This is a genomic window from Conexibacter arvalis, from assembly GCF_014199525.1.
Classification (GTDB): Bacteria; Actinomycetota; Thermoleophilia; order Solirubrobacterales; family Solirubrobacteraceae; genus Conexibacter; species Conexibacter arvalis.
Map to the genome: position 1 here is coordinate 93,944 of NZ_JACHNU010000008.1, position 24,576 is coordinate 118,519.

25 protein-coding genes are annotated in these 24,576 nt (G+C 73.8%); 3 read left to right on the top strand and 22 right to left on the bottom strand.

The window, feature by feature from the left end; all coding sequences use genetic code 11:
• The first annotated feature begins 44 nt into the window (after nucleotides 1–44).
• Nucleotides 45–584, top strand: coding sequence for a PH domain-containing protein (locus BDZ31_RS21275; protein ID WP_183344916.1), 540 nt, complete (start codon nucleotides 45–47; stop codon nucleotides 582–584).
• A gap of 9 nt (nucleotides 585–593) precedes the next feature.
• On the opposite strand, the gene BDZ31_RS21280 is transcribed toward BDZ31_RS21275, so the two are convergent.
• The 16 genes from BDZ31_RS21280 to BDZ31_RS21355 all read right to left on the bottom strand — a co-directional run bounded on the left by BDZ31_RS21280 (nucleotide 594) and on the right by BDZ31_RS21355 (nucleotide 17,095).
• Nucleotides 594–1,769, bottom strand: coding sequence for a Fic family protein (locus BDZ31_RS21280; RefSeq protein WP_183344918.1), 1,176 nt, complete (start codon nucleotides 1,767–1,769; stop codon nucleotides 594–596).
• Nucleotides 1,770–1,894: 125 nt separating this feature from the next.
• Nucleotides 1,895–3,121, bottom strand: a complete 1,227-nt coding sequence (gene metK / locus BDZ31_RS21285; protein WP_183344919.1) for a methionine adenosyltransferase — start codon at nucleotides 3,119–3,121, stop codon at nucleotides 1,895–1,897.
• Nucleotides 3,118–4,734, bottom strand: a complete 1,617-nt coding sequence (locus BDZ31_RS21290) for a DUF3352 domain-containing protein (protein ID WP_183344921.1) — start codon at nucleotides 4,732–4,734, stop codon at nucleotides 3,118–3,120. The genes metK and BDZ31_RS21290 overlap by 4 nt, the downstream gene beginning before the upstream one ends.
• Nucleotides 4,735–4,750: 16 nt before the next feature.
• On the bottom strand, nucleotides 4,751–6,187 hold the full coding sequence (der, locus tag BDZ31_RS21295) for a ribosome biogenesis GTPase Der (RefSeq protein ID WP_183344923.1): 1,437 nt from the start codon (nucleotides 6,185–6,187) through the stop codon (nucleotides 4,751–4,753).
• The gene (locus tag BDZ31_RS21300) at nucleotides 6,184–6,573 is read right to left on the bottom strand and encodes a PIN domain-containing protein (protein WP_183344925.1); all 390 of its coding nucleotides are present in this window, start codon (nucleotides 6,571–6,573) and stop codon (nucleotides 6,184–6,186) included. Before BDZ31_RS21300 ends, der begins: the two co-directional genes overlap by 4 nt.
• Complete coding sequence (locus tag BDZ31_RS21305) at nucleotides 6,570–6,842, bottom strand: AbrB/MazE/SpoVT family DNA-binding domain-containing protein (RefSeq protein WP_183344927.1); 273 nt, start codon at nucleotides 6,840–6,842, stop codon at nucleotides 6,570–6,572. The genes BDZ31_RS21300 and BDZ31_RS21305 overlap by 4 nt, the downstream gene beginning before the upstream one ends.
• Nucleotides 6,843–6,886: 44 nt before the next feature.
• The gene (cmk, locus tag BDZ31_RS21310; protein ID WP_183344929.1) at nucleotides 6,887–7,504 is read right to left on the bottom strand and encodes a (d)CMP kinase; all 618 of its coding nucleotides are present in this window, start codon (nucleotides 7,502–7,504) and stop codon (nucleotides 6,887–6,889) included.
• A gap of 10 nt (nucleotides 7,505–7,514) precedes the next feature.
• Nucleotides 7,515–8,840: a 3-phosphoshikimate 1-carboxyvinyltransferase gene (gene aroA, locus BDZ31_RS21315; RefSeq protein WP_183344931.1), complete on the bottom strand. Its 1,326-nt coding sequence runs from the start codon at nucleotides 8,838–8,840 to the stop codon at nucleotides 7,515–7,517.
• 82 nt (nucleotides 8,841–8,922) lie between these two features.
• Entirely contained in the window at nucleotides 8,923–9,993 is a 1,071-nt protein-coding gene (locus BDZ31_RS21320; protein ID WP_183344934.1) for a prephenate dehydrogenase/arogenate dehydrogenase family protein, read from the bottom strand.
• Between the two features lie 28 nt (nucleotides 9,994–10,021).
• A complete protein-coding gene (gene aroF, locus BDZ31_RS21325; protein WP_183344935.1) occupies nucleotides 10,022–11,077 on the bottom strand; it encodes a 3-deoxy-7-phosphoheptulonate synthase in 1,056 nt (351 codons plus the stop codon).
• A gap of 244 nt (nucleotides 11,078–11,321) precedes the next feature.
• Nucleotides 11,322–11,636 carry a glutathione S-transferase N-terminal domain-containing protein gene (locus BDZ31_RS21330; RefSeq protein ID WP_183344936.1) on the bottom strand — a complete coding sequence of 105 codons (315 nt, stop codon included), beginning with the start codon at nucleotides 11,634–11,636 and terminating at the stop codon, nucleotides 11,322–11,324.
• 107 nt (nucleotides 11,637–11,743) lie between these two features.
• Nucleotides 11,744–12,820 (bottom strand): histidinol-phosphate transaminase, encoded by a 1,077-nt coding sequence (gene hisC / locus BDZ31_RS21335; RefSeq protein WP_183344937.1) that lies wholly within the window; start codon nucleotides 12,818–12,820, stop codon nucleotides 11,744–11,746.
• Between the two features lie 122 nt (nucleotides 12,821–12,942).
• A complete protein-coding gene (locus BDZ31_RS21340) occupies nucleotides 12,943–15,213 on the bottom strand; it encodes a RecQ family ATP-dependent DNA helicase (RefSeq protein ID WP_343075661.1) in 2,271 nt (756 codons plus the stop codon).
• An 84-nt stretch (nucleotides 15,214–15,297) separates the two neighbouring features.
• Nucleotides 15,298–15,663 (bottom strand): chorismate mutase, encoded by a 366-nt coding sequence (gene aroH, locus BDZ31_RS21345; RefSeq protein WP_183344938.1) that lies wholly within the window; start codon nucleotides 15,661–15,663, stop codon nucleotides 15,298–15,300.
• A gap of 14 nt (nucleotides 15,664–15,677) precedes the next feature.
• Entirely contained in the window at nucleotides 15,678–16,370 is a 693-nt protein-coding gene (locus BDZ31_RS21350; protein ID WP_183344939.1) for a haloacid dehalogenase-like hydrolase, read from the bottom strand.
• Between the two features lie 5 nt (nucleotides 16,371–16,375).
• Nucleotides 16,376–17,095: a pseudouridine synthase gene (locus BDZ31_RS21355; protein WP_183344940.1), complete on the bottom strand. Its 720-nt coding sequence runs from the start codon at nucleotides 17,093–17,095 to the stop codon at nucleotides 16,376–16,378.
• Nucleotides 17,096–17,119: 24 nt separating this feature from the next.
• Between BDZ31_RS21355 and rlmN the strand changes: the two genes are divergently transcribed.
• The gene (rlmN, locus tag BDZ31_RS21360; RefSeq protein ID WP_183344941.1) at nucleotides 17,120–18,109 is read left to right on the top strand and encodes a dual-specificity RNA methyltransferase RlmN; all 990 of its coding nucleotides are present in this window, start codon (nucleotides 17,120–17,122) and stop codon (nucleotides 18,107–18,109) included.
• On the opposite strand, the gene scpB is transcribed toward rlmN, so the two are convergent.
• The 6 genes from scpB to BDZ31_RS21390 form a co-directional block, all read right to left on the bottom strand.
• The gene (gene scpB / locus BDZ31_RS21365) at nucleotides 18,090–18,797 is read right to left on the bottom strand and encodes an SMC-Scp complex subunit ScpB (RefSeq protein ID WP_246345699.1); all 708 of its coding nucleotides are present in this window, start codon (nucleotides 18,795–18,797) and stop codon (nucleotides 18,090–18,092) included. The genes rlmN and scpB overlap by 20 nt on opposite strands.
• A gap of 8 nt (nucleotides 18,798–18,805) precedes the next feature.
• A complete protein-coding gene (locus BDZ31_RS21370) occupies nucleotides 18,806–19,576 on the bottom strand; it encodes a segregation and condensation protein A (protein WP_343075662.1) in 771 nt (256 codons plus the stop codon).
• A gap of 124 nt (nucleotides 19,577–19,700) precedes the next feature.
• Nucleotides 19,701–20,639: a hypothetical protein gene (locus BDZ31_RS21375; protein WP_183344944.1), complete on the bottom strand. Its 939-nt coding sequence runs from the start codon at nucleotides 20,637–20,639 to the stop codon at nucleotides 19,701–19,703.
• On the bottom strand, nucleotides 20,636–21,241 hold the full coding sequence (locus tag BDZ31_RS21380; RefSeq protein ID WP_183344946.1) for a sigma-70 family RNA polymerase sigma factor: 606 nt from the start codon (nucleotides 21,239–21,241) through the stop codon (nucleotides 20,636–20,638). Before BDZ31_RS21380 ends, BDZ31_RS21375 begins: the two co-directional genes overlap by 4 nt.
• 111 nt (nucleotides 21,242–21,352) lie before the next feature.
• Nucleotides 21,353–22,378: a tryptophan--tRNA ligase gene (trpS, locus tag BDZ31_RS21385; RefSeq protein ID WP_183344948.1), complete on the bottom strand. Its 1,026-nt coding sequence runs from the start codon at nucleotides 22,376–22,378 to the stop codon at nucleotides 21,353–21,355.
• Between the two features lie 11 nt (nucleotides 22,379–22,389).
• A complete protein-coding gene (locus tag BDZ31_RS21390; RefSeq protein ID WP_183344951.1) occupies nucleotides 22,390–23,079 on the bottom strand; it encodes a TetR/AcrR family transcriptional regulator in 690 nt (229 codons plus the stop codon).
• A gap of 62 nt (nucleotides 23,080–23,141) precedes the next feature.
• On the opposite strand from BDZ31_RS21390, the gene BDZ31_RS21395 reads away from it, so the two are divergent.
• Nucleotides 23,142–24,572: a cytochrome P450 gene (locus BDZ31_RS21395; protein ID WP_183344953.1), complete on the top strand. Its 1,431-nt coding sequence runs from the start codon at nucleotides 23,142–23,144 to the stop codon at nucleotides 24,570–24,572.
• Nucleotides 24,573–24,576 lie beyond the last annotated feature (4 nt).

The window sequence follows — 24,576 nt, forward strand, 5'->3', positions numbered from 1 at the left end:
CGGAACCCTCAATCGACAGCCGCCCGGAGCAGTACGCTGCGCCCATGGCACTGGACCTGCATCCGAGCGAGCACGTCATCTTCGCCGGCCACCCGTCGTGGCGCGGCACGCTCAGCTTCTACCTGCGCGGCACGCTGGCAGCGCTCGGCGTCGCGGCGATCGCCGCCCTGGCGACCGTCATCGGCGGCGGCTTCGACCTCACCTGGGTGATCGTCGGGTTCGTCGTCGCGGTCGCCGTCGTGATCGTCGTCGGGTTCGTGTACCGCCTCTCGACGACGTACACGATCACCAACCAGCGCCTGACGATCGAGCGCGGGATCCTCTCCAAGCACATGCAGCAGACGCGCGTCGAGCGGGTCCAGAACGTCAACACCGACCAGACGCTCGTCGACCGCCTCATGCGCGTCGGCCAGGTCGACTTCGACACCGCCGGCAGCGACGACTCCGACTTCACCTTCCGCGGCGTCGCCAACCCGCAGCAGGTCGTCCGCGCCGTCGACAAGGCCCACCGCGAGCGCGAGCAGCGCGGTCTCCAGCACGGCGCGGACGAGGGCTTCGAGCCGACCCCGCCCGGCGGGCTCTGAGCCCGGCGCTCAGGCTTCGAGCACCCGCATCACCTCAGGGGCGCGATACATCTGCGCGCGGTTGAGCGTGACGCCCTCCCACGGCTCGATCACCCCGATCTCGACCAGCGCCCTGATCGCGTTGTGCGCGCCCTGTTTGGAGAGCCGGTAGGTCGATCGCACGAGCGGCACGCTCGGATACGGGTTGCCGACCAGGTCGGCGGCGATCTGCTCCGCGACGCCGCGTTTGCCCGCACGCTGCACCCGCTCGCGCAACTCGGCCTGCAACGCGACCAGACGTTCCACCTTCACCCGCGACTCGACAGCCGACGCCGCGACGCCAGCTGCGAAGAAGCCGACCCACGCGTCCCAATCGCCGTCGCAGCTCAACGCGAGCAGCGCGTCCTGGTAGCGCTCGCGGCGCGCCTCGAACCATGGTGAGACGACGAGCAGCGGCTCCCGGATCACGGCCCCACGCAGCAGCTGAACGATCACGAGCAGACGTCCGAGCCGACCGTTGCCGTCCGAGTAGGGATGCAGAGTCTCGAACTGATAGTGGGCCATCGCCGCCTGCACGACAGTCGGGACGGTCGGCGGATCCTCGATCCATCCGAGGAGCGCTTCAACTCCGGCCTTGAGCTGATCGCCGGGCGGCGGGGGCACGAACCGCGCTTCGCCGAGGCGCGATCCGGGCGCCCCGATCAGCACGAGACGCTCGCGGATCCGACCGGCGTCGCGCAACTCGCCGCTCGTCCCCCGCACGAGTGTGCGCTGCAGCGCGCTCAGCATCGCGATCGTCAGCGGCCGATCCTCCGGCCACGAGAACGCGAGCTCGGCCGTGCGCTCGAAGTTGAGGATCTCGCGCATCGCGGCGCTGATCTCTTGGCGCTCCGCATCGGCGGCAAGCACCTCCGAGAACGGCGCGAACGTGCCCTCGAGCGCGCTCGTGCTCTGAGCCTCGCGGCGCAGCGCCGGTCGACGCAGCAGTCCGGGGTTCGGAATCAGCCGCGCGGCGCCGTCGAGCCGCGCCAGTGCGGCGGTCGCCTCGTTGACGGCCGTCCACGTTGCCGTCGAGAGGACCACCTCGCGCGGGAGCGGGTCCGGAAGAAATGCCTCGCCGCTCGTCGCCTCGCCGGTCGCGGGATCGGGCGCTCGAACCGGGGTGAGACGCCCGATCGGGCTGTTGGCAAGCGATGACGAGACCATCGCCAGTCAACTCTACTGCTTGAAACTTGACCGGGCGCGATCGAAGGTCAAGTTCTCTTGACCCGGAACGACGACGGGCGCCCCTTGCGGAGCGCCCGTCGGTGCGGCTCAGATGCGGCTGGCGGCTACGCCGCGGCGCCGGCGAGGCCGGCGGCGTCGCGGAGCGCCTCGGCCTTGTCGGTCTTCTCCCACGTGAAGTCGTGGTCCTCGCGGCCGAAATGGCCGTAGGCCGCCGTCTTCTGGTAGACGGGGCGGTGGAGGTCGAGGTACTCGCGGAAGGCGCCCGGGCGCAGGTCGAAGTGCTCGCGCACGAGCTGCTCGATCTTCGCGCGGCCGATCTTCTCGGTGCCGAACGTCTCGACCATCACCGAGACCGGGTGGGCGACGCCGATCGCGTAGGCGACCTGGACCTCGGCGCGGTCGGCGAGGCCGGCGGCGACGACGTTCTTGGCGACGTAGCGGGCGGCGTACGCGGCCGAGCGGTCGACCTTCGACGGGTCCTTGCCGGAGAAGGCGCCGCCGCCGTGGCGGGCCGCGCCGCCGTAGGTGTCGACGATGATCTTGCGACCGGTGAGGCCGGCGTCGCCGACCGGGCCGCCGATCACGAACCGCCCCGTCGGGTTGACGAGGAACTCCTTGCGCAGCTTGCCGGCGTCGTAGAGGTCGGCCGGCAGGATCGGGGTGACGACGTGCTCCCAGAGGTCGTCCGGGATCAGCGACTCGGCGCCCTCGGCGTGCTGGGTCGAGATCAGCAGCTTCTCGATCTCGACCGGCTTGCCGTCGCGGTAGCGGACGGAGACCTGCGTCTTGCCGTCGGGGCGCAGGTAGTTGAGCGTCTCCGCGTGGCGGACGTCGGCGAGGCGCTTGGCGAGCTTGTGCGCGAGCGCGATCGGCAGCGGCATCAGCTCCGGCGTCTCGCGCGTGGCGTAGCCGAACATCATGCCCTGGTCGCCGGCGCCGGCGAGATCGAGCTTGTCGTCGTCGCCCGGGTCGGTGCGCGACTCGTGCGAGGCGTCGACGCCCTGGGCGATGTCGGGCGATTGCTTGTCGATCGCGTTGAGGACGGCGACCGAGTCGGCGCTGAAGCCGAGATTCCCGTCGACGTAGCCGATCCTGCGGATCGTCTCGCGCGCGATCTCCTGGATGTCGACGTAGGTCGAGGTCGAGATCTCGCCCGAGACCACGACGAGGCCCGTGTTGACCAGCGTCTCGCAGGCGACGCGACCGTACGGGTCGTCGCGCAGGACGGCGTCGAGCACGCCGTCGGAGATCTGGTCGGCGATCTTGTCGGGGTGCCCCTCGGTCACGGACTCCGACGTGAACAGGAACTCGTTGTCGCTATAGGTGCTCATGGGATCTCGAACGTCAGCTCCGCGGTCGTTTGGGCCTCCCCGCTCAACGAGGTGAGGCCGACCGCGCGAACGCTCTGGAGGTCCGCGAAGAGGCCGGACGCTCCTGTCAGCCCCAGCGGCTCGAAGAGGCTGAGGAGCTGGCTGAAGTCGAAGAAGACTATCGAGGTCAACTCTGATTGGGAATCGGGGATGACCGCCTTGTAAGCCGGATTGTCGACGATCGACCCCTGCGGTCTGACGACGGCGGTCAGCGCAGCCTCGCTGGTCGAGACCGCCAACGTGCCGTCGCGCACGGCGTAGTGGAGCTCGGCGCCGGCGCCGGCCTGCAGCCTGCGCGTCGCGACGCCTCCGACCGATCCGTCGCCGAATGCCGGCGGCTCCCCGCCCCTGGGCGCGAACAGTCTCGCGATCGCCGGCTCGAGGTTGCGCAGCGCCGTGCGCGTGCGCCCCTCGTCGGGCGTGCGGGCGAGCAGCGCGACCGCCGGCGTCCCGTCGGCGTCGACGATCGCCACCGCGACCTCTCTGCCGAACAGCGGCAGCACGTCGCGCGCGAACGAGACGCCGCTGTCGGCGAGCAGTCTGCCGGCCTCTCTGATCATCCCGGCCGTGTCGCCGCCGACGCCGCCGACGCCGCCGACCCCGAGCAGCAGCGGCAGCGCCCGCTCGACGCTCGTGAAGCCGGCGTAGGCGAGCGCTCTCTCCGGCACCGATCTCGTCAGCGTCGGCGTGAAGCGGGGCGCGGCGGTGCGGCCGCTGGGATCGAGGATCTGACGGGCCGAGACGCGCGCGGTCGTCGAGCCGGCGGTGACGGCGATCGCCGCCGCTCGCAGGCCCGGCTGGTCGAGCATCGCGCCGGCCAGCCCGAGCAGCCCGCTCTGGGGCGCGAGCAGCCGCCGCACGCCGTCGACCGACGCATAGCCGTCGAGCACCCGCTCGTCGGGCTGGTCGGCGGTCGCGCGGCGGAAGAGGTCGGCGTCGGCGAGCGCGCTCGCGCCGCCGGCGTCGGTCGCGAGGTCGATCGCCGCGTGGACGGTCGCTCGCTGGCCGATCGCGAGGAAGCCGTCGACGAAGGCGGTGACGGCGCCGCTGCGGTACGTCGAGACGGCGGTGCCGCGATGGTCGGCGCTGCGGGCCCGACCGCCGTTGCGGCCGAGGAAGTCGCGCGCCTTGCCCTCGTCGGCGACGGCGAGCAGCAGCAGCGAGCCGGCCGTCGTCCCTCTCCCCCGCGTGATCGCGAGCGCCGCCTCGTCGCCGAGCCACGGGCGGACGTCGCGCGCGAAGTCGACCGGCCGGCCGTCGCGGGCGCTCAGCAGCCCGCTCAGCTGGCGGCCGGCCCCCTCCTCGGCGCCGAGGCGCCGCAGCAGCTCGAGGCCGCGCCCGACCGCGGCGCGATCGCCGTCGGTCGAGACGTGCAGGTAGGCGAGCGCGTCGGCCGGCACGAGCGCGGCGGCCGCGCTCGCGGGCGGAGCGTCGTCGCCGTCCCCGCCCAGCGCGACGAAGGCGACGACCGCGGCGACGACGAGCGCGAGCAGCCCGACCAGCGCGCGCCGGTCGCGCAGCACCGGCGGCGTTCTCCTCGCTCTCGCTCTCGCTCTCCGCGGCACCGTGGCCATGCGGCCGTGCAGTCTCTCAGGCGCGCAGGTCGTCCGCGCCGATGCCCTCCGCGAGCTCGTCGACGCCGGCGTCGCGTCCGTCGCCGTCGCGGCCGTCGCGCCGGCTCGTCCCGCGCGCCGGGCGGCCGAATCTCTCGCCGCGCCGCTCACGCCGCTCGACGAAGTCGATGATCAGCGGGATCCCCTGCATGTTGTAGCGGTCGCGCAGCCGGTTCTCGATGAAGTACGCGTAGTCGCGCGTGACGCGGCTGCGCGAGTTGACCTGGATCGAGAAGCGCGGCGGCCGCTCGCCGGTCTGCGTCATGTAGATCAGCTTGAGGCGGTGGTTCTGCTTCGCCGGCGGCTGGCGGATCTCCTGGATGTCGGAGAGGAAGCGGTTGAGCTGCGGCGTCGGGATGCGGCCGGAGGTGCGGTCGGCGAGCGCGAACGCCTCGACCAGCATGCGGTGGACGTGGCGGCCGGTGACGGCGCTGGCGGTCAGCACCTTCGGCCGCAGCCGCAGCTTCTGGTTGACGCGGGCGCGCTCGTGGTCGAGGTCGAACTCCGGCTGGTCCTCGCCGCCGGTCAGGTCCCACTTGTTCAGCACGAGCGCCGTCGCGCAGCCGCTCTGCATCGCCAGCTCGGCGATCCGCAGGTCCTGCGAGGTGACGCCCTCGGAGGCGTCGCAGACGACGAGCGCGACGTCGGCCCGCTCCGCGGCGCGGCGCGACCGCAGCGCCGTGTAGTACTCGACCGAGTCGCCGACCTTCGCCTGGCGGCGCATGCCGGCGGTGTCGACGAGGATCAGCCTGCGTCCTTCGAAGCTGAACGGCAGGTCGATCGCGTCGCGGGTCGTGCCGGCGACGTCGGAGACGATCACGCGATCGTGGCCGAGCATCCTGTTGACGAGGCTCGACTTGCCGACGTTCGGCCGGCCGATCAGCGCGAGGCGGACGAGGTCCTCGTCCTCGTCGACCTCGCCCTCATCGGGCAGCGCGGCGACGACGCGGTCGAGCAGGTCGCCGGTGCCGAGCCCCTGCACGGCCGAGACGGCGACCGGCTCGCCGAAGCCGAGCGCGTAGAACTCGGCCGCGAGCGTCACGTCCTTGACCGAGTCGATCTTGTTGGCGGCGAGGATCACGGGGATTCTCGTGCGCCGCAGCAGATCGGCCATCTCCTCGTCGCCGGGGCGGATGCCGCCCTGCGCGTCGACGACGAACAGCGCCAGCTGCGCGTCGGCGAGCGCGGCGCGCGCCTGCTCCTGGATCGACCGCTGCATCTCGTCGCGGTCCTCCAGGTCGACGCCGCCGGTGTCGATCAGCGTGAACCTGCGCCCGTTCCACTCCGTCGGGAGCTCCTTGCGGTCGCGCGTCACGCCGGGCCGCTCGTGCACGACCGCCTCGCGCGACTGCGTGAGGCGGTTGACGAGCGACGACTTGCCGACGTTGGGGTAGCCGACGACGGCGACCTTCATGCGGTGCTCCTCAGATCGATCACTTCGATGTCGGCGCCGAGCCGGATGATCTCGGGGTCGCCGGTGTACAGCGGTGCTCCGTGGCGCATCGCGGTCGCCACGCAGAACGCGTCAGGATAGGAGAGTCCGCCGCCGGCCTTGATCTCGGAGGCCGCGCGGACCAGCTCCCAGTCGGGGTCCTCGACCGTGACCAGCTGACGGATGCCATGCACGAGTTCGCGGGCGACCGACTGCCCGTGCCGGCGGATCATCCCGTAGTAGACCTCGCCGAGATTGACCGAGGACATGCCGATGTCGGGGTCTCTCAGAAGCGCTGCGACTCGGCCGGCGGCCGGCTCGTCGTTGAGCAGCGCGGACACCGGCCATGCGTCGAGCACGTATCTCACGAATCGAGCCCGAGCTTGCGATCTTCGCGTTCGCGATCGCGGCGGCGTTCGGCCAGCAGCTCGTCGGACATCGAGGGACGATCGTCGCCCGGAGTCGCGAGCGCGCCGCGCAGCCGCGCGATCAGCTCCTCCCGCGACTCGACCTTGCGGACGCGCGCCTCGCCGTCGCGCTCCTCGATCGTCACGTCGTCACCCGGCGCGATGCCGAGCGCCTCGCGCACGGCCTTGGGCAGGACGACCTGTCCCTTCGGCCCGACCTTGTAAGTCATACCGCCGAGTATAACCAGCGCTCAGCTGCGGCCGGTGCGGGCGGTCACGCCGCTCTCGCCGCGGCGACCAGCGCGACGACGCGCTCGACGACCTGCTCCAGCGAGAGGCCGGTCGTGTCGAGCTCGACGGCGTCGGCGGCGGCGGCGAGCGGGTCGTGCTCGCGGTTGGCGTCACGTTCGTCGCGGATCGCCTGCTCGGCCAGGACGGTCGCGACGTCGGCGCCGATCTGGGCGGCGCGACGGCGGGCGCGCTCCTCGGGGCTGGCGGTCAGGAAGACCTTGACGGCGGCGTCGGGGGCGACGACGGTGCCGATGTCGCGCCCCTCGGCGACCCAGTCGCCGTCGGCGACGATCCGCCGCTGCTGCGCGACGAGCGCCTTGCGCACGGCCGGGTCGGCGGCGGCGCGCGAGGCGGCCTCGGAGGCCTCCGGCGTGCGGATCGCCTCCGTCACGTCCTCGCCGTCGAGCAGCACCCGCTCGCCAAGCTCGATCCGCGCCCGCTCGGCCGCGACGCCCGGCGCGACGCCGTCGCGCTCAGCGGCGAGGCCGACGGAGCGGTACATCGCGCCGGTGTCGAGGTAGGTGAAGCCGAGCGCCTGCGCGACCGCGCGCGCGACGCTCGACTTGCCGGCCCCGGCGGGACCGTCGATCGCGACCACCATGGCCGGCAGGCTACCGCGCCAGCAGGCGCGCGAGGTCCGCGGCAAAGCCCGGGTAGGAGACGGCCGCCGCCTCCATCCCCTCGACCTCGACCCCCTCGCGCGAGGCGAGGCCGGCGATCGCGCCGAGCATCGCCAGCCGGTGGTCGCCGTGGGAGGAGATGCGCCCGCCGCGCAGCCCGCCGCCGCCGCGCACGACGAAGCCGTCGTCGGTCGCCTCGATGTCGGCGCCGAGTCCGCGCAGGCCGTCGACGACGGTGGCGATGCGGTCGGACTCCTTCACCTTCAGCTCCTGGGCGCCGCGCACGACCGTCTCGCCGTCGGCGAAGCAGCCGAGCAGCGCGACCAGCGGCAGCTCGTCGATCGCCAGCGGGACCTCCTCGGGCTCGACGGTCGTGCCGATCAGCGGGCCGTCGGCGATCTCCAGCGTGCTGACCGGCTCGCCGGGGGTGAAGGCGCCGTGGGCCTCCAGCTCGCCGTCGACGATCGCGCCCATCCGCTCGGCGATCCGCAGGAAGCCGGTCCGCGTCCAGTTGACGTTGACGTTCTCCAGCACGACCCGCGAGCCGGGCACGATCACCGCGGCGGCGACCCAGAAGGCGGCGCTGGAGAGGTCGCCCGGGACGTCGATCGCCTCCAGCTCCAGCTCGTCGACCCGGCCGACGGTGACCGTCGTCGCGGCGCGCTCGATCGGGACGCCGGCGGCCGCGAGCATCCGCTCGGTGTGGTCGCGGCTCGGCGCCGGCTCGATCACGGTCGTCGGTGCGGCGGTGCTCATGCCGGCGATCAGCACGCACGACTTCACCTGCGCGGAGGCGACCGGCATCGCGTACTCGATCGCGCGCAGCTCGGCGCCGTGGAGCGTGAACGGCGGGAAGCGCTCGTCGCTCGCCTCGATCGCGGCGCCCATCTGCCGCAGCGGCCCCGCGATCCGGTCGACCGGCCGTCTGCGGATCGAGGAGTCGCCGTCGAAGGTCCACCGTCTCCCGGGCTGCGCGGCGAGCCAGCCGGGCAGCAGCCGCATCAGCGTGCCGGCGTTGCCGACGTCGAGCACGCCGTCGATCTCCCGCGGCCCGCGCAGGCCGACGCCGGTGACGGTCAGCTCGCCGCCGCCGTGGCGCTCGACGCGCGCGCCGATCCGCTCGACCGCGGCGAGCGTCGAGTTGGTGTCGGCGGCGTCGAGGTAGTTGCGGACGCGGACCGGCTCCTGCGCCATCGCCGCGAAGATCGCCGAGCGATGCGAGATCGACTTGTCCGGTGGGACGCGCAGCGTGCCGCGCAGGCCGCCGTCGGCCGGGTCGAAGCGGACGGTCTCGCCGCCCTCGCCGGGCATGCTCATCTCACACCTCCGCAGCTGGAAGAAGGAGCCTCCGGCGTGTTCTTTCGACCGAACGCAAGGCCTCCGGCCGCAGCGTTCGGCGTCATGCGCGCGCCACCGGGAAGCCGAGCTCCTCGACGAGCTGCTCGGCGCGCCGCGCCGGCTCGTCCCCTGCGATCCACAGTGCCACGACGCCCTCCGCTCTGCTCGGCGCCGGGTACAGCGCCATGTCGTTGATGTTGACGCCTGCGCGTCCCAGCTCCAGCGCCAGCCGCGCGATCACGCCCGGCTCGTCCGGCACCGAGATGCGCAGCTCGTGCACGGTCCCGCCGGCCAGCTGCGCCTCCAGCAGCCGCCTGCGGTCCTCGCGCGCCGCCTCGTTCCAGGCCGTGACGCCGTCGGCGTCGGCGGCGACGAGCAGCGCGCGGAACTCCTCCAGCCGCCGCACCGTGTCGTCGATCCGCTCGATCAGCGCGTCGCGGTTGGCGAGGTAGATGTCGGTCCAGATGCCGCTGTTGGCGCCCGCGACGCGGGTCGCGTCGCGGAAGCTCGGCCCGGTCGCCGGCAGCTGCTCGGACTCCTCCTCCAGCGCGCGCGCCGCCTGCGCGACGAGCACGTTGGCGGTCACGTGCGGCAGATGAGAGACGGCCGCGAGCATCGTGTCGTGGGTCGCGGCGTCGATCACCGTCGGCTTCGCGCCCAGCGTCCGCAGCAGTCTGTGCAGCCGCTCCAGCAGCGTGCCGGTCGCGCTGCCGGTCGGCGTCAGGTACCAGGTCGCGTCCTGGAAGAGGTCGGCGCGGGCATGCTCGACGCCGGCCGTCTCCGCGCCCGCGAGCGGATGGCCGCCGACGAAGCGGGGATCGCTCGTGGCGGCGACGACGCTGCGCTTGGTCGAGCCGACGTCGGTCACGACGCAGTCGTCGCAGATCGCCGCCAGCACGCGCGCGATCGTCGCCGGCAGCGCGCCGACCGGCGCGGCGACGAAGACCGCCTCGGCGCCGTCGACGGCCTCCTCCAGCGACGCGGCGCCGCGGTCGAGCGCGCCGAGGCCGCAGGCGGCGTCGAGCACGCCGGGCGAGGGATCCCACCCGGTCACGTCGGCGCCGAGCCGCTCGCGCGCCGCGAGCCCGACCGATCCGCCGATCAGGCCCACGCCGATGATCGAGATGCGCAAGCGGCTCGTGCCTCCTTCGGACGCGGCGCTACGCCGCCGCGGTCGCGGCGGGCTCCGCCGCCGGGGTCGAGATCGTCTTGCCGGCGACCGCCGCCGCCTGCGCGACCTTCTCCGCGTAGGCGGCGAACTCGTCGGCGACCAGCTGCTGCGGACCGTCGCAGATCGCCTCGTCGGGGTTCGGGTGGACCTCGACGATGATGCCGTCGGCGCCGACCGCGGCCGCCGCCAGCGACAGCGGCTGGACGAGGTCGCGCCGGCCGGCGGCGTGCGACGGGTCGACGATCACCGGCAGGTGGGTCAGCTGCTTCAGCACCGGGACGGCGGTCAGGTCGAGCGTGAAGCGGTAGGCGGTCTCGAACGTGCGGATCCCGCGCTCGCACAGCAGCACCTGCTCGTTGCCCTCCTTGAGGATGTACTCGGAGGCGTTGAGCAGCTCCTCCAGCGTGGCGGAGAGGCCGCGCTTGAGCAGCACCGGACGGCCGGCGCGGCCGAGCTCGGTCAGCAGCGTGTAGTTCTGCATGTTGCGGGCGCCGATCTGGATCACGTCGGCGACCTCGAGGACGGCGTCGAGGTCGCGCGCGTCCATCAGCTCGGTGACGATCGGCATGCCGGTCTCCGCCTTCGCCTCGGCGAGCAGCCGCAGCCCCTCCTGCCCAAGGCCGTGGAAGGCGTACGGCGAGGTGCGCGGCTTGTACGCGCCGCCGCGGAAGAGCGTCGCGCCGGCGGCGGCGACGGTGTGGGCGGTGCCGAGCGTCTGCTCGCGCGACTCGACCGTGCACGGCCCGGCGATCAGCGCGAAGTGCGTGCCGCCGACCTTGCGGCCGCCGATCTCGAAGACGCTCGGCTCCCCGTGTCGGATCTGGGCGGAGGCGAGCTTGTAGGGCTTGAGGATCGGGACCAGCTTGTCGACGCCCGGTGCACCCTCCAGCTCCAACCGCATCACGTGCTCACGGTCGCCGAGCACGCCGAGCACGGTCAGCTCGTCGCCGTTGATGCGGTGGGTGCGGGCGCCGGCGCCCTCGACGCGCTCGACCACGGCCTGGATCTCGTCCTCGGTCGCGTCCTGCTTCATCACGATCATCATTGCTTCACGGGTCCTCTCGCGCTGGAATCTACGGAACGGGCGGGCACGAAGCCGTGCCGAGGGGTCCTGCGGCGCCCGACCTCACGAAGCTCCCACCACGGGCGGCGAGTCGTGCGGGTCTGGCCGGACGCCTAGATAAATCGCCAGGCGAAAGCGCGCCAGGAGCGGCCGTACGACGCATAGCCGGCATAGGTGCCGGCGGCGGTGAAGGCGTCAGTCGTACGGTGGCTCTGGCTCATGCGACTCAGGCCATTGTGCCAGAGCCGCGCCCGTCCTGCCGATCGATCCACGCGAGGATCGCCTTCGAGTGCGTCAGGACGGTGCCGTCGGCCAGCTTCAGCGCGGGCAGCTTCGTGTCCCCGGTCGCGGCGCGCAGCTCCTCGCGCGACCCTCTGCGCAGGAACGGGAGCGGGTTGCCGTGGGCGGCGACGATCTTCTCGTAGGCGATCCCCTTCTCCCGCAGCGCCTTCTGCACGCGGCCGCAGGGGTGGTATCGGGGCCCGCCCGTGTCGCCGTGGCAGACGTACAGCGTCGGGGTCCCGGCGGTCGACTCGCTCATCGCGCGCTCCTCTCGGTCGGAGTACCTGCGCTTGAGACGAGTCGAGCCGCAAGGAGTCATCGCCGCGGCAAGCGGCCGGGCGCCTCCGCGCTCGCCCGGCCGGACGATCAGCCGAGCAGCTCGCCGAGCGCGTCGAGGAAGCGGCGGTTGTCGGTCGCGGTGCCGATCGTCGTGCGCGCCCAGCCCTCGCGGCCGAGCGCTCTGCCGGAGCGGATCAGCACCCTGCGCTCTCTCAGGCCCTCGAGGATCTCCTGCTCGTCGCCGTCGCCGAGCGAGTGCCAGATGAAGTTCGCGTGCGACTCGGCGACCTCGAGGCCGAGCTCGCGCAGCCCCTCCTCCAGCTCGAGGCGGTTGGCGATCGTCTCCTCGATCCGGCGGGTCAGCTCGTCCTGGCGCAGCAGCGCCGCCTCGGCGGCCGCCTGGCCGACGGCGTTGCAGAAGAACGGCTGGCGGACCTGCTCGACCGCGACGCGGAAGCGCTGGTCGCCGCAGAGCGCGTAGCCGACGCGCAGGCCGGCGAGGCCGTAGACCTTCGAGAAGGTGCGCAGCAGCACGACGTTCGGGAAGCGGCGCGCCAGGTCGATCGACGCGTCCGGGTCCTCGAGCGTCGAGAACTCGCAGTAGGCCTCGTCGACGATCACGCAGACGTGCTTCGGCACGCGCGTGACGAACTCGGTGATCCGCTCCAGCGGCAGCGCGGTGCCGGTCGGGTTGTTCGGGTTGCAGACGAGCACGAGCCGGGTCGCGGCGGTGATCTCGGCCAGCATCGCGTCGAGATCGTGGCGCTGCTCGTCGTCGAGCGGCACGACGATCGCGCGGGCGCCAGCGGCCGCCGCCATCTGCGGGTAGACCGAGAACGACGGCCACGAGTAGACGACCTCCGCGCCGGGCTCCAGCAGCGCCTCGGCGGCGCTCAGCAGGATGTCGCAGGAGCCGGCGCCTATCGCGATCCGCGACGGGTCGAAGTCGTAGCGCGCCGCGAGCGCTCTGCGCAGTCTCAGGTTCGACGGGTCGGGATAGCGGTTGGCATGGACGACCGCCTCGGTCGCCGCCTCGACGACGCCGGGCATCGGGCCGAAGGGGGCCTCGTTGCTCGCGAGCATCGCGAAGCCGTCGAGCGCGTAGCCGCCGGCCGTCGGGTAGACGGGCAGGCGGCGGATCTTGTCCGAGAATTCGATCGCCATGGAGAAGGTCGGTCCGTTGGTCGGGGTGGTGGGAGGTCCATTGTGCCGACTCGCGGCGCGGCGGCGCTTCCGAACCGCCGGGCGCCGCCGCGAGCGGCCGCGCGGCGCGGCAGCGGCGCCGCTCAGGAGGAGGCGAGCAGCTCCAGCAGCGAATCGGCGTGCTTCTCGACGAACGACGGGCCGATCCCTCTGATCTCCAGCAGGGCGGCGGCGCTCGTCGGCCTGCGCCGGACGATCTCGCGCAGCGTCGCGTCGTTGGCGACGGTGTAGGCCGGCTTGCCGGCGGCCCGCTCGCGCCGCCACGCCTTCAGCGGCTCCAGCTCGGTGTCGGAGACCGGCGGGCCGTCGTCGACCGGCGCCGCGGAGCGCGAGCGCTTCGGCGCGACGGTGATCGGCGGCAGCCAGTCGGGCGGGTCGTCGACGTCGCAGCAGCGGCCGATCGGGGCGCCCGGCGCCGGGTCGCCGAAGTGGTCGAGCAGCTGTCGGCGGCGGCAGCGATCGTGGCCCGAGGCGTACGCCTCGATCGAGCGGTACGACTGCCAGCGGCGGTCGGTCGCGGCGCGACAGAGCTGGGCGACGGCGCGCGGGTCGGGCTCGCCCGCCAGCTCGACGCGGATGCGGCCGCCGGCGCCCGGCTCGAGCCGCAGCGCGCCGGCCCGCTCGGCGACGGCGAGCGCGATCCGGTCGCCCTCCGCCCCGGCCTCCAGCTCGGCGACCCCCTCCTGCGCCTGCACGCGCAGCCGTCCGACCAGCGCGCCGACCTGCGCCGGCGTCACCTCCGCCTGCTGGATGAAGCGCACCAACCGGCCGAGGTCGCTGCGGGAGGCGAGCAGGACGGCGCGGGCCGGCAGCCCGTCGCGTCCGGCGCGGCCTGCCTCCTGGTAGTACGCCTCGAGGCTGGAGGGCAGCGCCCAGTGCCAGACCGAGCGCACGTCGGCCTTGTCGACGCCCATCCCGAAGGCGTTGGTCGCGACGACGACGTCGACGTCGCCGCGCATAAAGGCGTCCTGGCGCAGCGAGCGCTGCTGGGCGTTCATGCCGGCGTGGTAGCCGACGGTCGTGAGGCCCGCGCCGTCGAGCAGCTCGGCGATCTCCTCGGTCGATCTGCGCGTGCCGCAGTAGACGACCGCCGGGCGGTTCTCCGGCATCTGCAGGCCTGCCAGCAGCGTCGCCCGCTTGCGCGCGACCGAGCCCTGGCCGTCGAACGGCAGCACGTCGAAGGAGATGTTGGGGCGGTCGAAGCCGGAGCGGACGCGCTCGGGGTCGCGCAGGCCGAGGCGGGCGACGATCTCCTCCGCGACCTTCGGCGTCGCGGTCGCGGTGCAGGCCATCGTCGGCGGATGGCCGAGGTCGGCGACGACCTGCGCGAGGCGCAGGTAGTCGGGCCGGAAGTCGTGGCCCCACTCGCTGACGCAGTGGGCCTCGTCGACGACGAACAGCGCGATGCTGCGCTGCGCGATCGCGTTGCGGAAGGCGACGCTGGCGAACCGCTCGGGGGCGGCGAAGACGACCGTCGCCGAGCCGTCGCGGATCTGGTCGAGCGCGCTGCGGTTGGTCTCGGCGTCGTTGCCGGAGGCGAGCATCACCGCCGGATGGCCGAGGTCGGTCAGCCGCTGGCACTGGTCCCGCATCAGCGCGATCAGCGGCGAGACGACGACGGTCAGGTCGTCGGAGGCGAGCGCCGGCAGCTGGTAGCAGAGGCTCTTGCCGCCGCCGGTCGGCATCACGACGAGCGCGTCGCGCCCGTCGAGCGCCGCCTGCACCGCCTCCCGCTGCCCCGGCCGGAAGGCGCTCAGGCCGAGCAGGTGCAGGAGCGACTCCGGGTCGGCGTCGCGGCCCGGTCGCGGCTGGCGCGGCGCGGCGGGCGGAGCGGGCGCGGTGGGCGCGGCGGGCGCGGCGGGCGCGGGCGGCGCAGTGGGCGCGGCGGGCGCGGGTGGCGCGGTGGGCGCGGGCGGCGCGGCGGGCGCGGGCGGCGCGGTGTCGAAGAGCGTGCCGGCGGCGGGCGGCTGCGCGGCCGCGGGCGGCGCGGCCGCGGGCGGCTGCGCCGGCGCGGCGGCGGGTTGCGCGCGCCCAGGCGCCGGCGGCGCGGCGGGCGCCGGCGGCGCGACGGCGACGACGCCGTCGAAGCGGTCCGGGTCGTCGTCCTCCTTGGAGGCGGCGGTCGCGGCCATCTCGTCGAGGTAGGAGAGGTAGCCGTCGTCGTCGGTCGCGGCCGGCGCGGCGGCGGCCCCTTTGACGCGCGCCGCGGCGAGCCTGGCCAGCGGCGTCAGCGCCTCGCGCTCCTCCGGCGCCAGCTCGTGCCAGCGGGCGCGCAGCCGCGCCAGCTCCTCCCCCGCCCCGGGCGCGCCGGGGTCGGCGAGGACGGTCGAGAGGGAGGCGAGCGCGCGCTGCACGAGTCGGACGGTAGCCGAACCCCGCGACGGCAGCGGTGCCGCGCGGCCGGCGCGCGGCGGAGACCGCACCGAGGCGCGGCGGCGCTACTGCGCGCCCTGCAGATCGGTGCGCAGGACGCGCGCCTCGCGCAGGTAGACGTGGCTCGGCCGGTGGTCCTCGGCGGCGTAGTAGTGGACCATCACGCGGATCACGCGCGGCAGCGAGCCGGGCACCGGCACCTCCTGCGCGCACATCAGCGGGACGCTGCTGAGGCCCATCCTGCGCGCCGCGACCGCCGGGAACTGGGCGTCGAGGTCTCTCGTCAGCGTGAACAGGCACGAGACCATCGCGTCGGCGTCGAGCCCGTTGCGGGCCATCAGCTCGCGCATCAGCTCGTCGGTCGCCGAGAGGATCGCCTCGGCCTCGTTCTCGTCGACGGTGGTGGCGCCCCGAAGCGCAAAGAGCCGCATGACCGGCGATTCTCTCATCCGGCCGGCCAACGCGCCGTGCGGACGCCGCCGGGTGCGCGCCCGGCCAGCTCCCGCCGCGCCGTCTCCTCCAGCCTGGCGCTCGGGTTGACGAGCACGGCGACCCGCGCCCCGCCGAGCAGCGGCAGGTCGACGGCGTGGTCGCTGTAGGCGGCCGCCCACGGCGCGACGATCCCGTGCGCAGCCAGCTGGCGCGGCTTCTCCTCGCCGAGGTTGTGGAGCGCGACCCGCCACAGGCGGCCGCGGCGCTCCAGCCGCGAGGCGACCAGCTCGACCTCGGGCAGCCCGACGGCGTCGAGCAGCTCGCGCGCGACCGTCGCCTCGCAGGCGGTCACGAAGACGACCCGCGCGCCGGCGTCGAGGTGGCGGCGGGCCTCCTCGACGCATCCGTGCTGGATCGCGCGCGGCGTCGCCGCCAGCGCGTCGGCGTACGACGCCGCCTCGGCGCGGTATCCCTCCGTCGTGAGCCGCATGAGCGCCAGCTTCACCGCCAGCGTCACCGCGGGCCTGCGCGTCGGCGGCAGCAGCATGAACGGGACCAGCGGCAGCGCCAGCGCCAGCCGCAGCGGCCGGCGCCGCAGTCGCCCGACCACGAAGCCGGCGAAGGTGTCCTTGCGCGTGAGGACGCCGTCGAGGTCGAACAGCGCCGTCTCGCCAGGCCCGAGGCGCGGAAGTCCGGCGAGCTCCATGGCGCTCAAGCGCTCGCTCCCGCGGGGTCGTTCGCGGCGGCGGCGAGGTCGGCGACCTCTCTCGCGGTCAGGCGGCGCGACTGGCCGGGCCGCAGCTCGCCGAGGCGCAGCGGCCCGAACTGGACCCGCACCAGAGCTCTGACCGGGTGGCCGACCTCCTCCAGCATTCGCCGGACCTGGCGCTTGCGGCCCTCGTGGATCGTGATCTCGACGACGTGCGAGGAGAGGCGGATCGCGCGCGCCGGCGCGGTCATGCCGTCCTCCAGCCGCACGCCGTCGCGCAGCCGCCGCAGCGCGCGGTCGGTGATCGCGGGGCCGCGGGTCGTCGCTCTGTAGGTCTTCGGCACCTCGTAGCGGGGGTGCGTGAGGCGGTTGGCCAGCTCGCCGTCGTTGGTCAGCAGGATCAGGCCGGTCGTGTCGGCGTCGAGGCGGCCGACCGGGTAGAGGCGGCGTCCCTGCGGCACCAGCTCGGTGACGGTGCGGCGGCCGTGGGTGTCCCTCGCGGTCGAGACGACGCCTGCCGGCTTGTGCAGCGCGTAGACGGCGCGCGGCTCCTCGCCGCGGATCGGGTCGCCGTCGACGCGGACCCCGCTGGAGCCGTCGACGTCGCGGGCCGGATCGGTCACGACCTCGCCGCCGACGGTGACGCGCCCGTCGCGGATCAGCTGCTCGGAGGCGCGCCGGGAGGCGACGCCGGCGTGGGCGAGGAACTTGGCGAGGCGCACGGGCTGCCACCATAGAGGGCGACGATGGATCTCGACCTGCTCGACAGAACACTCAGAGAGCTGGGCCAGCCGGCCTTCCGCGCCAAGCAGGTGTGGGAGTGGACGGCGCGCGGCGCCGCCTCCTACGAGGAGATGACCAACCTGCCGGCCACCCTGCGGGCGCAGCTCGCCGAGCGGGTCCCCTTCTCCTCCCTGACGCTCCAGCACGAGGCCCACGCCTCCGACGGCACGGTCAAGGCGCTGTTCACGACCCACGACGGCCGCGCCGTCGAGGCCGTGATGATGCGCTACAAGGACGGCCGCCGCTCGCTCTGCCTCTCCTCGCAGTCGGGCTGCCCGCTGACCTGCACCTTCTGCGCGACCGGGACGATGAAGTTCGGCCGCAACCTGACCGCGTCGGAGATCCTCGACCAGGCGCTCCACTTCCGCCGCATCGAGCCGGTCGACCATTGCGTCTTCATGGGCATGGGCGAGCCGATGATGAACCTCGACCACGTGCTCGCCGCCTCCAGACGGCTGCCGGACGTCGGCATCACCCACCGCCGCACCGCGATCTCGACGGTCGGCTGGATCCCCGGGATCGAGCGCCTGACCGAGCAGGAGATGCCGATCCGGCTGGCGCTGTCGCTGCACGCGCCCGACGACGCGCTGCGCTCGCAGATCATGCCGGTCAACGACCGCTACAGATTGGACGACGTGCTCGACGCCTGCCGGCGCTTCTACGAGAAGCGGCGGCGGATGGTCTTCATCGAGTACGTGATGCTCGCCGGCGTCAACGACGGCTACGCGCAGGCGCTCCAGCTCGCGAGACTGCTCGAGCCGTGGATGTTCAAGGTCAACCTGATCCCGTACAACCCGACCGACTCGATCTACGACGGCTCCAGCCGCGACGCGATCGAGGCATTCCGGGCGGTGCTGGAGGAGCACGGGATCTCCGCGACCGTCCGCCTCACCCGCGGCCGCGACATCGACGCCGCCTGCGGCCAGCTGGCCGTCAAGGCTGCTGCGGGTTGAGCGGGATCACGTCGCCGCCGAGCGCGCCGAGCGCGTCGCCGGCTGGCGCCTCCTCCCCCGGGCGCGCCGAGCGGCCCTCGGCCGGCTGAGCGGCGGCCGGGACGCCGAGGCGGGCCTCGCCGGCGCGCAGCAGCCGGTCGCGGATGTTGGCGGCGACCTCGGGCGACGGGTCCCAGGCGGCGACGTCGGGCAGGTCGTCGATCGATCTGAGCCCGAACAGCCGCAGGAACAGCTCGGTCGTGCGGTAGAGGACGGCGCCGAACTGCGAGCGGCCGGCCTCCTCGATCACCCCGCGCTCGATCAGCGTCGCGGCGGCCGACTCGGCGTTGACGCCGCGGATGCGGGCGATCTCGGGCCGCGAGACCGGCTGCAGGTAGGCGACGACGGCGAGCGTCTCGGCTTGGGCCGGCGTCAGCGGCGGCGTGCGCGGCTTGCCGAACAGCTTCCGCGCCGCATCCTCGGCGTGCGGGCTGGAGGCGAGCACCCAGCCGCCGGCCAGCTCGCGCAGGACGATCCCGCGCCGCTCCTGCTCGTAGTGCCGCCCGAGCGCCTCCAGCGCCGCCTCGACCTCGTCGGCGTCGCGCTCGGTCGCGTCGGCGAGCGCCGGGACGGCGACCGGGTCGCTGGAGAGGAACAGCAGCGCCTCGAGCAGCCGCTCCAGCTCGGCGGTGTCGCTGTCGAGCCGCATCCGCGCGCTCACACCGCTTCGGCGCTCGTGACGACGCCCGGCCAGGGGTTCTCGTCGCGCGCCTCGACCGTGATCTCGGCGAACGGCTCGTCCTGCTCCCAGGTCGCCTCGCCGCGCTTGTACAGCTCCAGCAGCGCCCAGATCGTGACCGCGACGGTGACGCGGTCGGCTCTCGCGACCGCCTCGTCGAAGGAGAAGCGACCGCGACCGAGCAGCGAGCGCAGGTGTCTCAGCCGCTCGATCACCGTGACTCTCTGGATCGTCACGTGGCTGAGCGAGATCTCGGCCGGCATCCGCAGCATCCCGCCGATCGCCCTGCCGAGCGTCGCGGGGTCGTAGACCGGCGTCGAGTCCTCCAGCGTGCCGCGGCGCAGCTCGGCCGGCAGCGGCGCCTGGCGGAAGCGGTAGCCGGCCTGCTCGTCGAGCCGGCGGGTGAGGAACTCGGCGGCACCGCGGTAGCGGTGGGCTTCCAGCAGGCGCGCGAGCAGCTCCTCGGCCGCCTCGCCCGGCTGCATGTCGACCAGCTCCTCCTCCTCGCCCGGCAGCATCAGGCGCGACTTCAGCTCCAGCAGCGCCGCGATCAGCACGAGGAACTCGGTCGCCAGCTCGAGGTCGAGCTCCCCGCGCGACTCGAGGAAGTCGATGTACGTGAGCACGACGTCGGCGAGGTCGACCTCCAGCAGGTCGACCTCCTCGCGCAGCACGAGCGTCAGCAGCAGGTCGAAGGGACCGGCGAAGACGTCGAGGTCGAGATCGAGGTCGGCGGCGCGCACTGGCACGACAACGTAGCGGCCGCTCCCGACGCTCCCGCGCGAGGCGGTCCCGATTTCCAGAGAGATGCTGCACACGCGCCGCTTCCCTGTCAGGCTGGTGACCGACGGACCGCGTCGCCGCGGCCGCCGCTCAGCGCGTCGGCCCGCGGAAGCGCAGCAGGCGCAGGTTCTCCGGCGTCGGGGCCAGGGTCTCGTAGACCTCGTAGATCGTGCGATGCGTCAGGCCGCCGAAGGTCCTGCGACCGGGCACCGGGGTCGCCTCCGAGACGATCTCGACCGGCCGGTAGGTCTCGGGATCGAGCAGGTAGGTCACGTGCACGCCGGACATCGAGCCGCGTCTGCCGAGGTCGCGGCCCTCGCTCTGGTGCACGTACCGCAGCAGGCGCCGCCCGTCCCGGACCGTCTCGCCGTCGGGGCGGGCGTAGCCGCGGGCGACCATCTCCCGCACCGCCCCGCGGGGGTCGAGCGTGCCGTCGCGCAGCGTGTTGGCGGCGGTGTGTCTGCGCCGCGGGTGGGCGCCCGGCTCGAGGCGCCGTCTCAGGTCTCTGCGGTTGCCGGCGTAGCGGGTGCGCATGAAGCCGTCGGCGTACGCCTGCTCCATCGACCCGCCGGGGAGGCGCTGCTGGCGATCGGGCAGGAACCGCTCATATCTGCGCCAGCGGCGAGGCCGCTCGGTCGACCACTGCTCGACCGGCCCGTCCATCGTCCCGACGCCCTGCATGACGGCGCCGAGCGCTCTCCCGTTCGGCTGCGACATCACCGTCCGGTAGCGGACGTGGACGATCGCGCGCGGGCCGCCGTCGGCCGGGACAAGCGCCTGCTCGTCGCGGCCGCCGCCCGCCAGCAGCAGCACGAGCACGGCGACCGCCGCGGCCGCCAGGCCGAGCGCGAACAGGCCGCGGGCGGCGCGTGCCGGGCCGGTGCGGCGCGGCGGTCCGGCCGGCGCGCCGCTGGCGCCGCGCCGCGCCGGCTCCTGCTCGATCCGCGCCAGCAGCGGGGCGACCGGCGGCGCCTCGGTTCCGTCGCGCTCCGGGTCGTGGGCGCGCAGCAGCTCGATCAGGTCGCTCATCGGCGGGTCTCCTGCGAAGCGGTCTCGGGACGGCGCCGGTCGGCGGGCCGGGCGCTCGCGACGCCGGGCGCGGACTCGCGCGGGGCGGTGCTCGACGCGCCGCCGGACGGGGACTCGTGGGCAAGGGCCTTGGCGAGCCGCTTGCGCGCGCGGTGGAGGCGGACGTTGAAGGTGGCGCGGGTGCAGCCGAGCGCGGCGGCGGCGCGGGCAGGCTCCAAGCCCTCCCACGCGGTCAGCAGCAGCGCCTCGCGGTCGGTCGCGCTGAGCGCCGCAAGGGCGTGGAGCAGCCGCGCGCCCTCCTCGCTGACGCCGCTCGCCGGCCGCGGCGGCGCCGGCTCGGCGTGGAGCCGCGCCGACAGCGCCGCGCGGCGAGCGTCGCCGCGGCGCTGGTTGGCGAGCACGTGGCGGGCGGTCGCGAACAGCCACGGCAGCGGGTCGCCGGCAGGCACGCGGTCGAGCCGGCGCCAGGCGACGAGGAAGGTCTCGGCGACGGCGTCCTCGGCCGCCGCCGCGTCGGTGCGGCGGCGGGCGTAGGCGTGAACGGCCGCGGCGTGCTGCGCGTAGAGCGCTTCGAGACGAGCGCGGTCGGCGGGAGCGGTCACACCCCCATATGTCCAGACCGCGCCGGCCGATTACAACCGCGAGCCGGCGGCCGCCTCAGGCCGCGGCCCCGCGACCGGCTGGCTCGCTGCCGTGCGCGCCGTGCGTTCGGCTCAGCCGGCGCGGCCGACCGGCCCGACGCCCATCAGCTCGCGCGCGAGCGCGACGGTCGGCGCGGCGAGCGCGCGCGCCTTCGCGGCGCCGGCGGCGAGGATCTCCTCCAGCGCAGCCTCGTCGGGCCGCAGCTCGGCGAAGCGCTCCTGGACGGGGGCCAGCCGCTCGACCACCGCCTCGGCGACGGCGCCCTTGAAGTCGCCGTAGCGGGCGTCGGCGAACTCGCGCTCGACCGCGTCGAACGCGACCCCCTTGACGGCCGCGTAGATCTCGATCAGGTTCGAGACGCCGGGCTTCTCGTCGCGGTCGTGGCGGATCTCGCTGCCGGAGTCGGTCACCGCGCGCTTGAACTTCTTCTCGATCGTCTTCGGCTCGTCGAGCACGAGCACGGTCCCCTGCTCGGTCCCGCCGGTCGTCGACATCTTCCGCGTCGGCTCCTGCAGGTCCATGATCCGCGCGCCGACCTCGCGGTAGACGCCCTCGGGCACGACCAGCGGGGCGTCGTCGCCCGACCCGGATCCGCCCACCCCGAAGCGGGCGTTGAAGCGCTCGGCGATGTCGCGCATCAGCTCGATGTGCTGGCGCTGGTCGTCGCCGACCGGCACCCGGTGCGCTCGGTAGACGAGCACGTCGGCCGCCATCAGCACCGGGTAGGTGAACAGCGACGAGGAGACGAGGTCGCGCTGGGCGCCGGCCTTGTCCTTGAACTGGTGCATGCGGTTGAGGTCGCCGAAGGCGGTGACGCTCGACAGCAGCCAGGTCATCTCGGTGTGCTCGGGCACGTCGCCCTGGCGGAAGAAGATGCAGCGGTCGGGGTCGAGCCCGGCCGCGAGCAGGATCGCCGCGGTGTCGTAGACCCGCTCGCGCAGCGTCGCGGGATCGTACGGGACGGTGGTTGCGTGCAGGTCGACGACGCAGTAGATCGCCTCGCCCTGCTCCTGATGGTGGACGTAGGGCTCGATCGCCCCGATGAAGTTGCCGAGGTGCTTGCGACCGGTCGGCTGGATGCCGGAGAAGATGCGCACGGCGGAGAAACCTATCGGGTGCCGGGTGGCGAGGAGCGCTCGCCCTGCGCCGCCTCGACCGCCTCGATGATCGGGCCGCCGACGGCGGCCGCGATCGGCGCCGGGACCTCGATCGTCGGGTCGAGGCGGGCGGCCGCCAGCATCGAGGCGATCAGCGCGTCGGCGAGCACGGCGGCGAGGTGCTCGCGCGGGACCTCTCTGCGCTCCAGCCAGTCGCGGCCGGCCTGCCCGACGGCGCCGATCCAGGCGCGCGCGGTCGCCTGCGCCAGCGGCGATCCGCCGGGGGCGCCCGGCATGCCGGCGAGGACGCGGTCGGCGAAGGCGCGGCGGTCCTGCTCGATCAGCGCCTCCAGCTCGGCGTCGCCGGCCGGCACGCCGCTGAGCACCGCGTGGGCGTCGGCCTCGGTCTCGATCGTCGCGAAGAAGCGCTCGAGGCCGACCCGCAGCTGCTCGGTCGGGGGCAGCGACAGCTCCGGCTCGATCTGGTGCATGCGCGCGACCGCGTGCTCGACGGTCGCGACGTAGAACTCGCGCTTGCCCTTGAAGTAGTGGTAGAGCAGGCCGCGCGAGACCCCGCAGGCGCGGGCGATCTCGTCGATCGAGACGTCCTCCCAGGCGCGTCTGGCGTAGAGCGCCAGCCCGGCGTCGAGCAGCTGCTCGCGCCGCACGTCGAGCGCCATGCGGGTGCGGGGTGCGGCCATCACGCCGAGTGTAGGGCGGGCAGCGGCTCGACAGCGCTATTGGACTCTGGTTCAATAGCCGCATGCTCGCCTCTCCACCGCCGCTCGCCGACGACGCGCTGATCGGCGAGGCGGCTCCCTCTCCCGCCGGGCCGCTCGCCGCCGACGACCGCGGCGCCTACGCGCTGCCGCCGGTCGTGCCGCTGCCGCGGACGCTCCAGACGCTGCGCTTCAGCGTCCGCCAGATCGAGTTCGTCTTCCGCTGGCGCCGCCAGCTGGGCGAGACGTTCCGCTTCCGCGGCGTGATCGACGACGAGGCGACCGTCGTCACCAGCCATCCCGACCACGTCAAGTCGCTCTTCACCGCCAGACCGGAGGACGCGCCGTCGCTGACCGGCGAGTCGCCGCTGCGGCCGATCGTCGGGCCCAACTCGGTGCTGACGGCGCTCGGCCCCCGCCACATGCGCCAGCGCAAGCTGCTGCTGCCGCCGTTCCACGGCGAGGCCGTCCAGCGCTACGCCGAGATGATCGCGGCGGTGACGGACAGAGAGATCGACTCGTGGCCGGTCGGCGAGCCGATCCGCCTCGCGCCGGCGATGCAGGCGATCACGCTCGACGTGATCATGGCCGGGATCTTCGGGATCGAGGGGCTGCCCGAGAAGGGCACGCCGGCCCGCTCGATCCGCGACACGATCCGCTGGGCGGTCGGGCTGTCGGTCCGGCCCGAGGCGCAGCTGTTCGAGCTGCTCGACCTCGGACGCGAGGAGCCGAGCGGGCCGCTGAAGCGGCTGCTCGACAAGCTCGACCGCCACATCTACGCCGTGATCGCCGAGCGCCGCGCCGACCCGTCGGCGGCCGAGCGGACCGACATCCTCTCGCTGCTGCTGCGGGCGACCGACGAGGAGGGCGTGCCGCTGACCGACAGAGAGCTGCGCGACGAGCTGCTGACGCTCGTGCTCGCCGGCCACGAGACGACCGCCAACTCGCTCGCGTGGGCCTTCGAGCGGCTCGTCCGCACGCCGGCCGCGTACGACCGGCTGCGCGACGTCGCCCGCTGCGGCGGCGCCGACTACGCCGACGAGGACGGCTGGATCGAGGCGACGATCCACGAGACGATGCGCTCGCGCCCGGTGATCCCGATGATCGGCCGGCGCGTCACGCGGCCGTGGCAGCTGGGCGACTACCGCGTCCCCGCCGGCACGGCGATCGCGATGAGCATCCTGCTCGTCCACCACCGCGAGGACGTCTACCCCGATCCGTACGCCTTCCGGCCGGAGCGCTTCCTCGGCGTCAAGCCCGGGACCTACACCTGGATCCCGTTCGGCGGCGGCATCCGCCGCTGCCTCGGCGCCTCGCTGGCGATGGCCGAGCAGCGGGTCGTGATGCGGGCCGTCGCGCGGCGGACCGACCTCGCCGCCGTCGACCCGGCGCCCGAGCGGGCCCGCCACCGCAACGTGACGATGATCCCCGCGCACGGCGCGCGGGTCGTCGTGCAGAGCAAGCGCGCGGGGTAGCGGC

What these genes read in the sequence shown, in the direction of transcription:
- BDZ31_RS21350 (WP_183344939.1), bottom strand. Translation starts at nt 16,370, where the DNA reads ATGGAGCTCGCCGGACTTCCGCGCCTCGGGCCTGGCGAGACGGCGCTG.
- aroH (WP_183344938.1), bottom strand. Translation starts at nt 15,663, where the DNA reads ATGCGGCTCTTTGCGCTTCGGGGCGCCACCACCGTCGACGAGAACGAG.
- der (WP_183344923.1), bottom strand. Translation starts at nt 6,187, where the DNA reads ATGAAGGTCGCCGTCGTCGGCTACCCCAACGTCGGCAAGTCGTCGCTC.
- BDZ31_RS21390 (WP_183344951.1), bottom strand. Translation starts at nt 23,079, where the DNA reads ATGGCCGCACCCCGCACCCGCATGGCGCTCGACGTGCGGCGCGAGCAG.
- aroF (WP_183344935.1), bottom strand. Translation starts at nt 11,077, where the DNA reads ATGATGATCGTGATGAAGCAGGACGCGACCGAGGACGAGATCCAGGCC.
- cmk (WP_183344929.1), bottom strand. Translation starts at nt 7,504, where the DNA reads ATGGTGGTCGCGATCGACGGTCCCGCCGGGGCCGGCAAGTCGAGCGTC.
- metK (WP_183344919.1), bottom strand. Translation starts at nt 3,121, where the DNA reads ATGAGCACCTATAGCGACAACGAGTTCCTGTTCACGTCGGAGTCCGTG.
- rlmN (WP_183344941.1), top strand. Translation starts at nt 17,120, where the DNA reads ATGGATCTCGACCTGCTCGACAGAACACTCAGAGAGCTGGGCCAGCCG.
- BDZ31_RS21280 (WP_183344918.1), bottom strand. Translation starts at nt 1,769, where the DNA reads ATGGTCTCGTCATCGCTTGCCAACAGCCCGATCGGGCGTCTCACCCCG.
- BDZ31_RS21375 (WP_183344944.1), bottom strand. Translation starts at nt 20,639, where the DNA reads ATGAGCGACCTGATCGAGCTGCTGCGCGCCCACGACCCGGAGCGCGAC.
- BDZ31_RS21290 (WP_183344921.1), bottom strand. Translation starts at nt 4,734, where the DNA reads ATGGCCACGGTGCCGCGGAGAGCGAGAGCGAGAGCGAGGAGAACGCCG.
- aroA (WP_183344931.1), bottom strand. Translation starts at nt 8,840, where the DNA reads ATGAGCATGCCCGGCGAGGGCGGCGAGACCGTCCGCTTCGACCCGGCC.
- hisC (WP_183344937.1), bottom strand. Translation starts at nt 12,820, where the DNA reads ATGGCGATCGAATTCTCGGACAAGATCCGCCGCCTGCCCGTCTACCCG.
- BDZ31_RS21275 (WP_183344916.1), top strand. Translation starts at nt 45, where the DNA reads ATGGCACTGGACCTGCATCCGAGCGAGCACGTCATCTTCGCCGGCCAC.
- BDZ31_RS21330 (WP_183344936.1), bottom strand. Translation starts at nt 11,636, where the DNA reads ATGAGCGAGTCGACCGCCGGGACCCCGACGCTGTACGTCTGCCACGGC.
- scpB (WP_246345699.1), bottom strand. Translation starts at nt 18,797, where the DNA reads ATGCGGCTCGACAGCGACACCGCCGAGCTGGAGCGGCTGCTCGAGGCG.
- BDZ31_RS21305 (WP_183344927.1), bottom strand. Translation starts at nt 6,842, where the DNA reads ATGACTTACAAGGTCGGGCCGAAGGGACAGGTCGTCCTGCCCAAGGCC.
- BDZ31_RS21395 (WP_183344953.1), top strand. Translation starts at nt 23,142, where the DNA reads ATGCTCGCCTCTCCACCGCCGCTCGCCGACGACGCGCTGATCGGCGAG.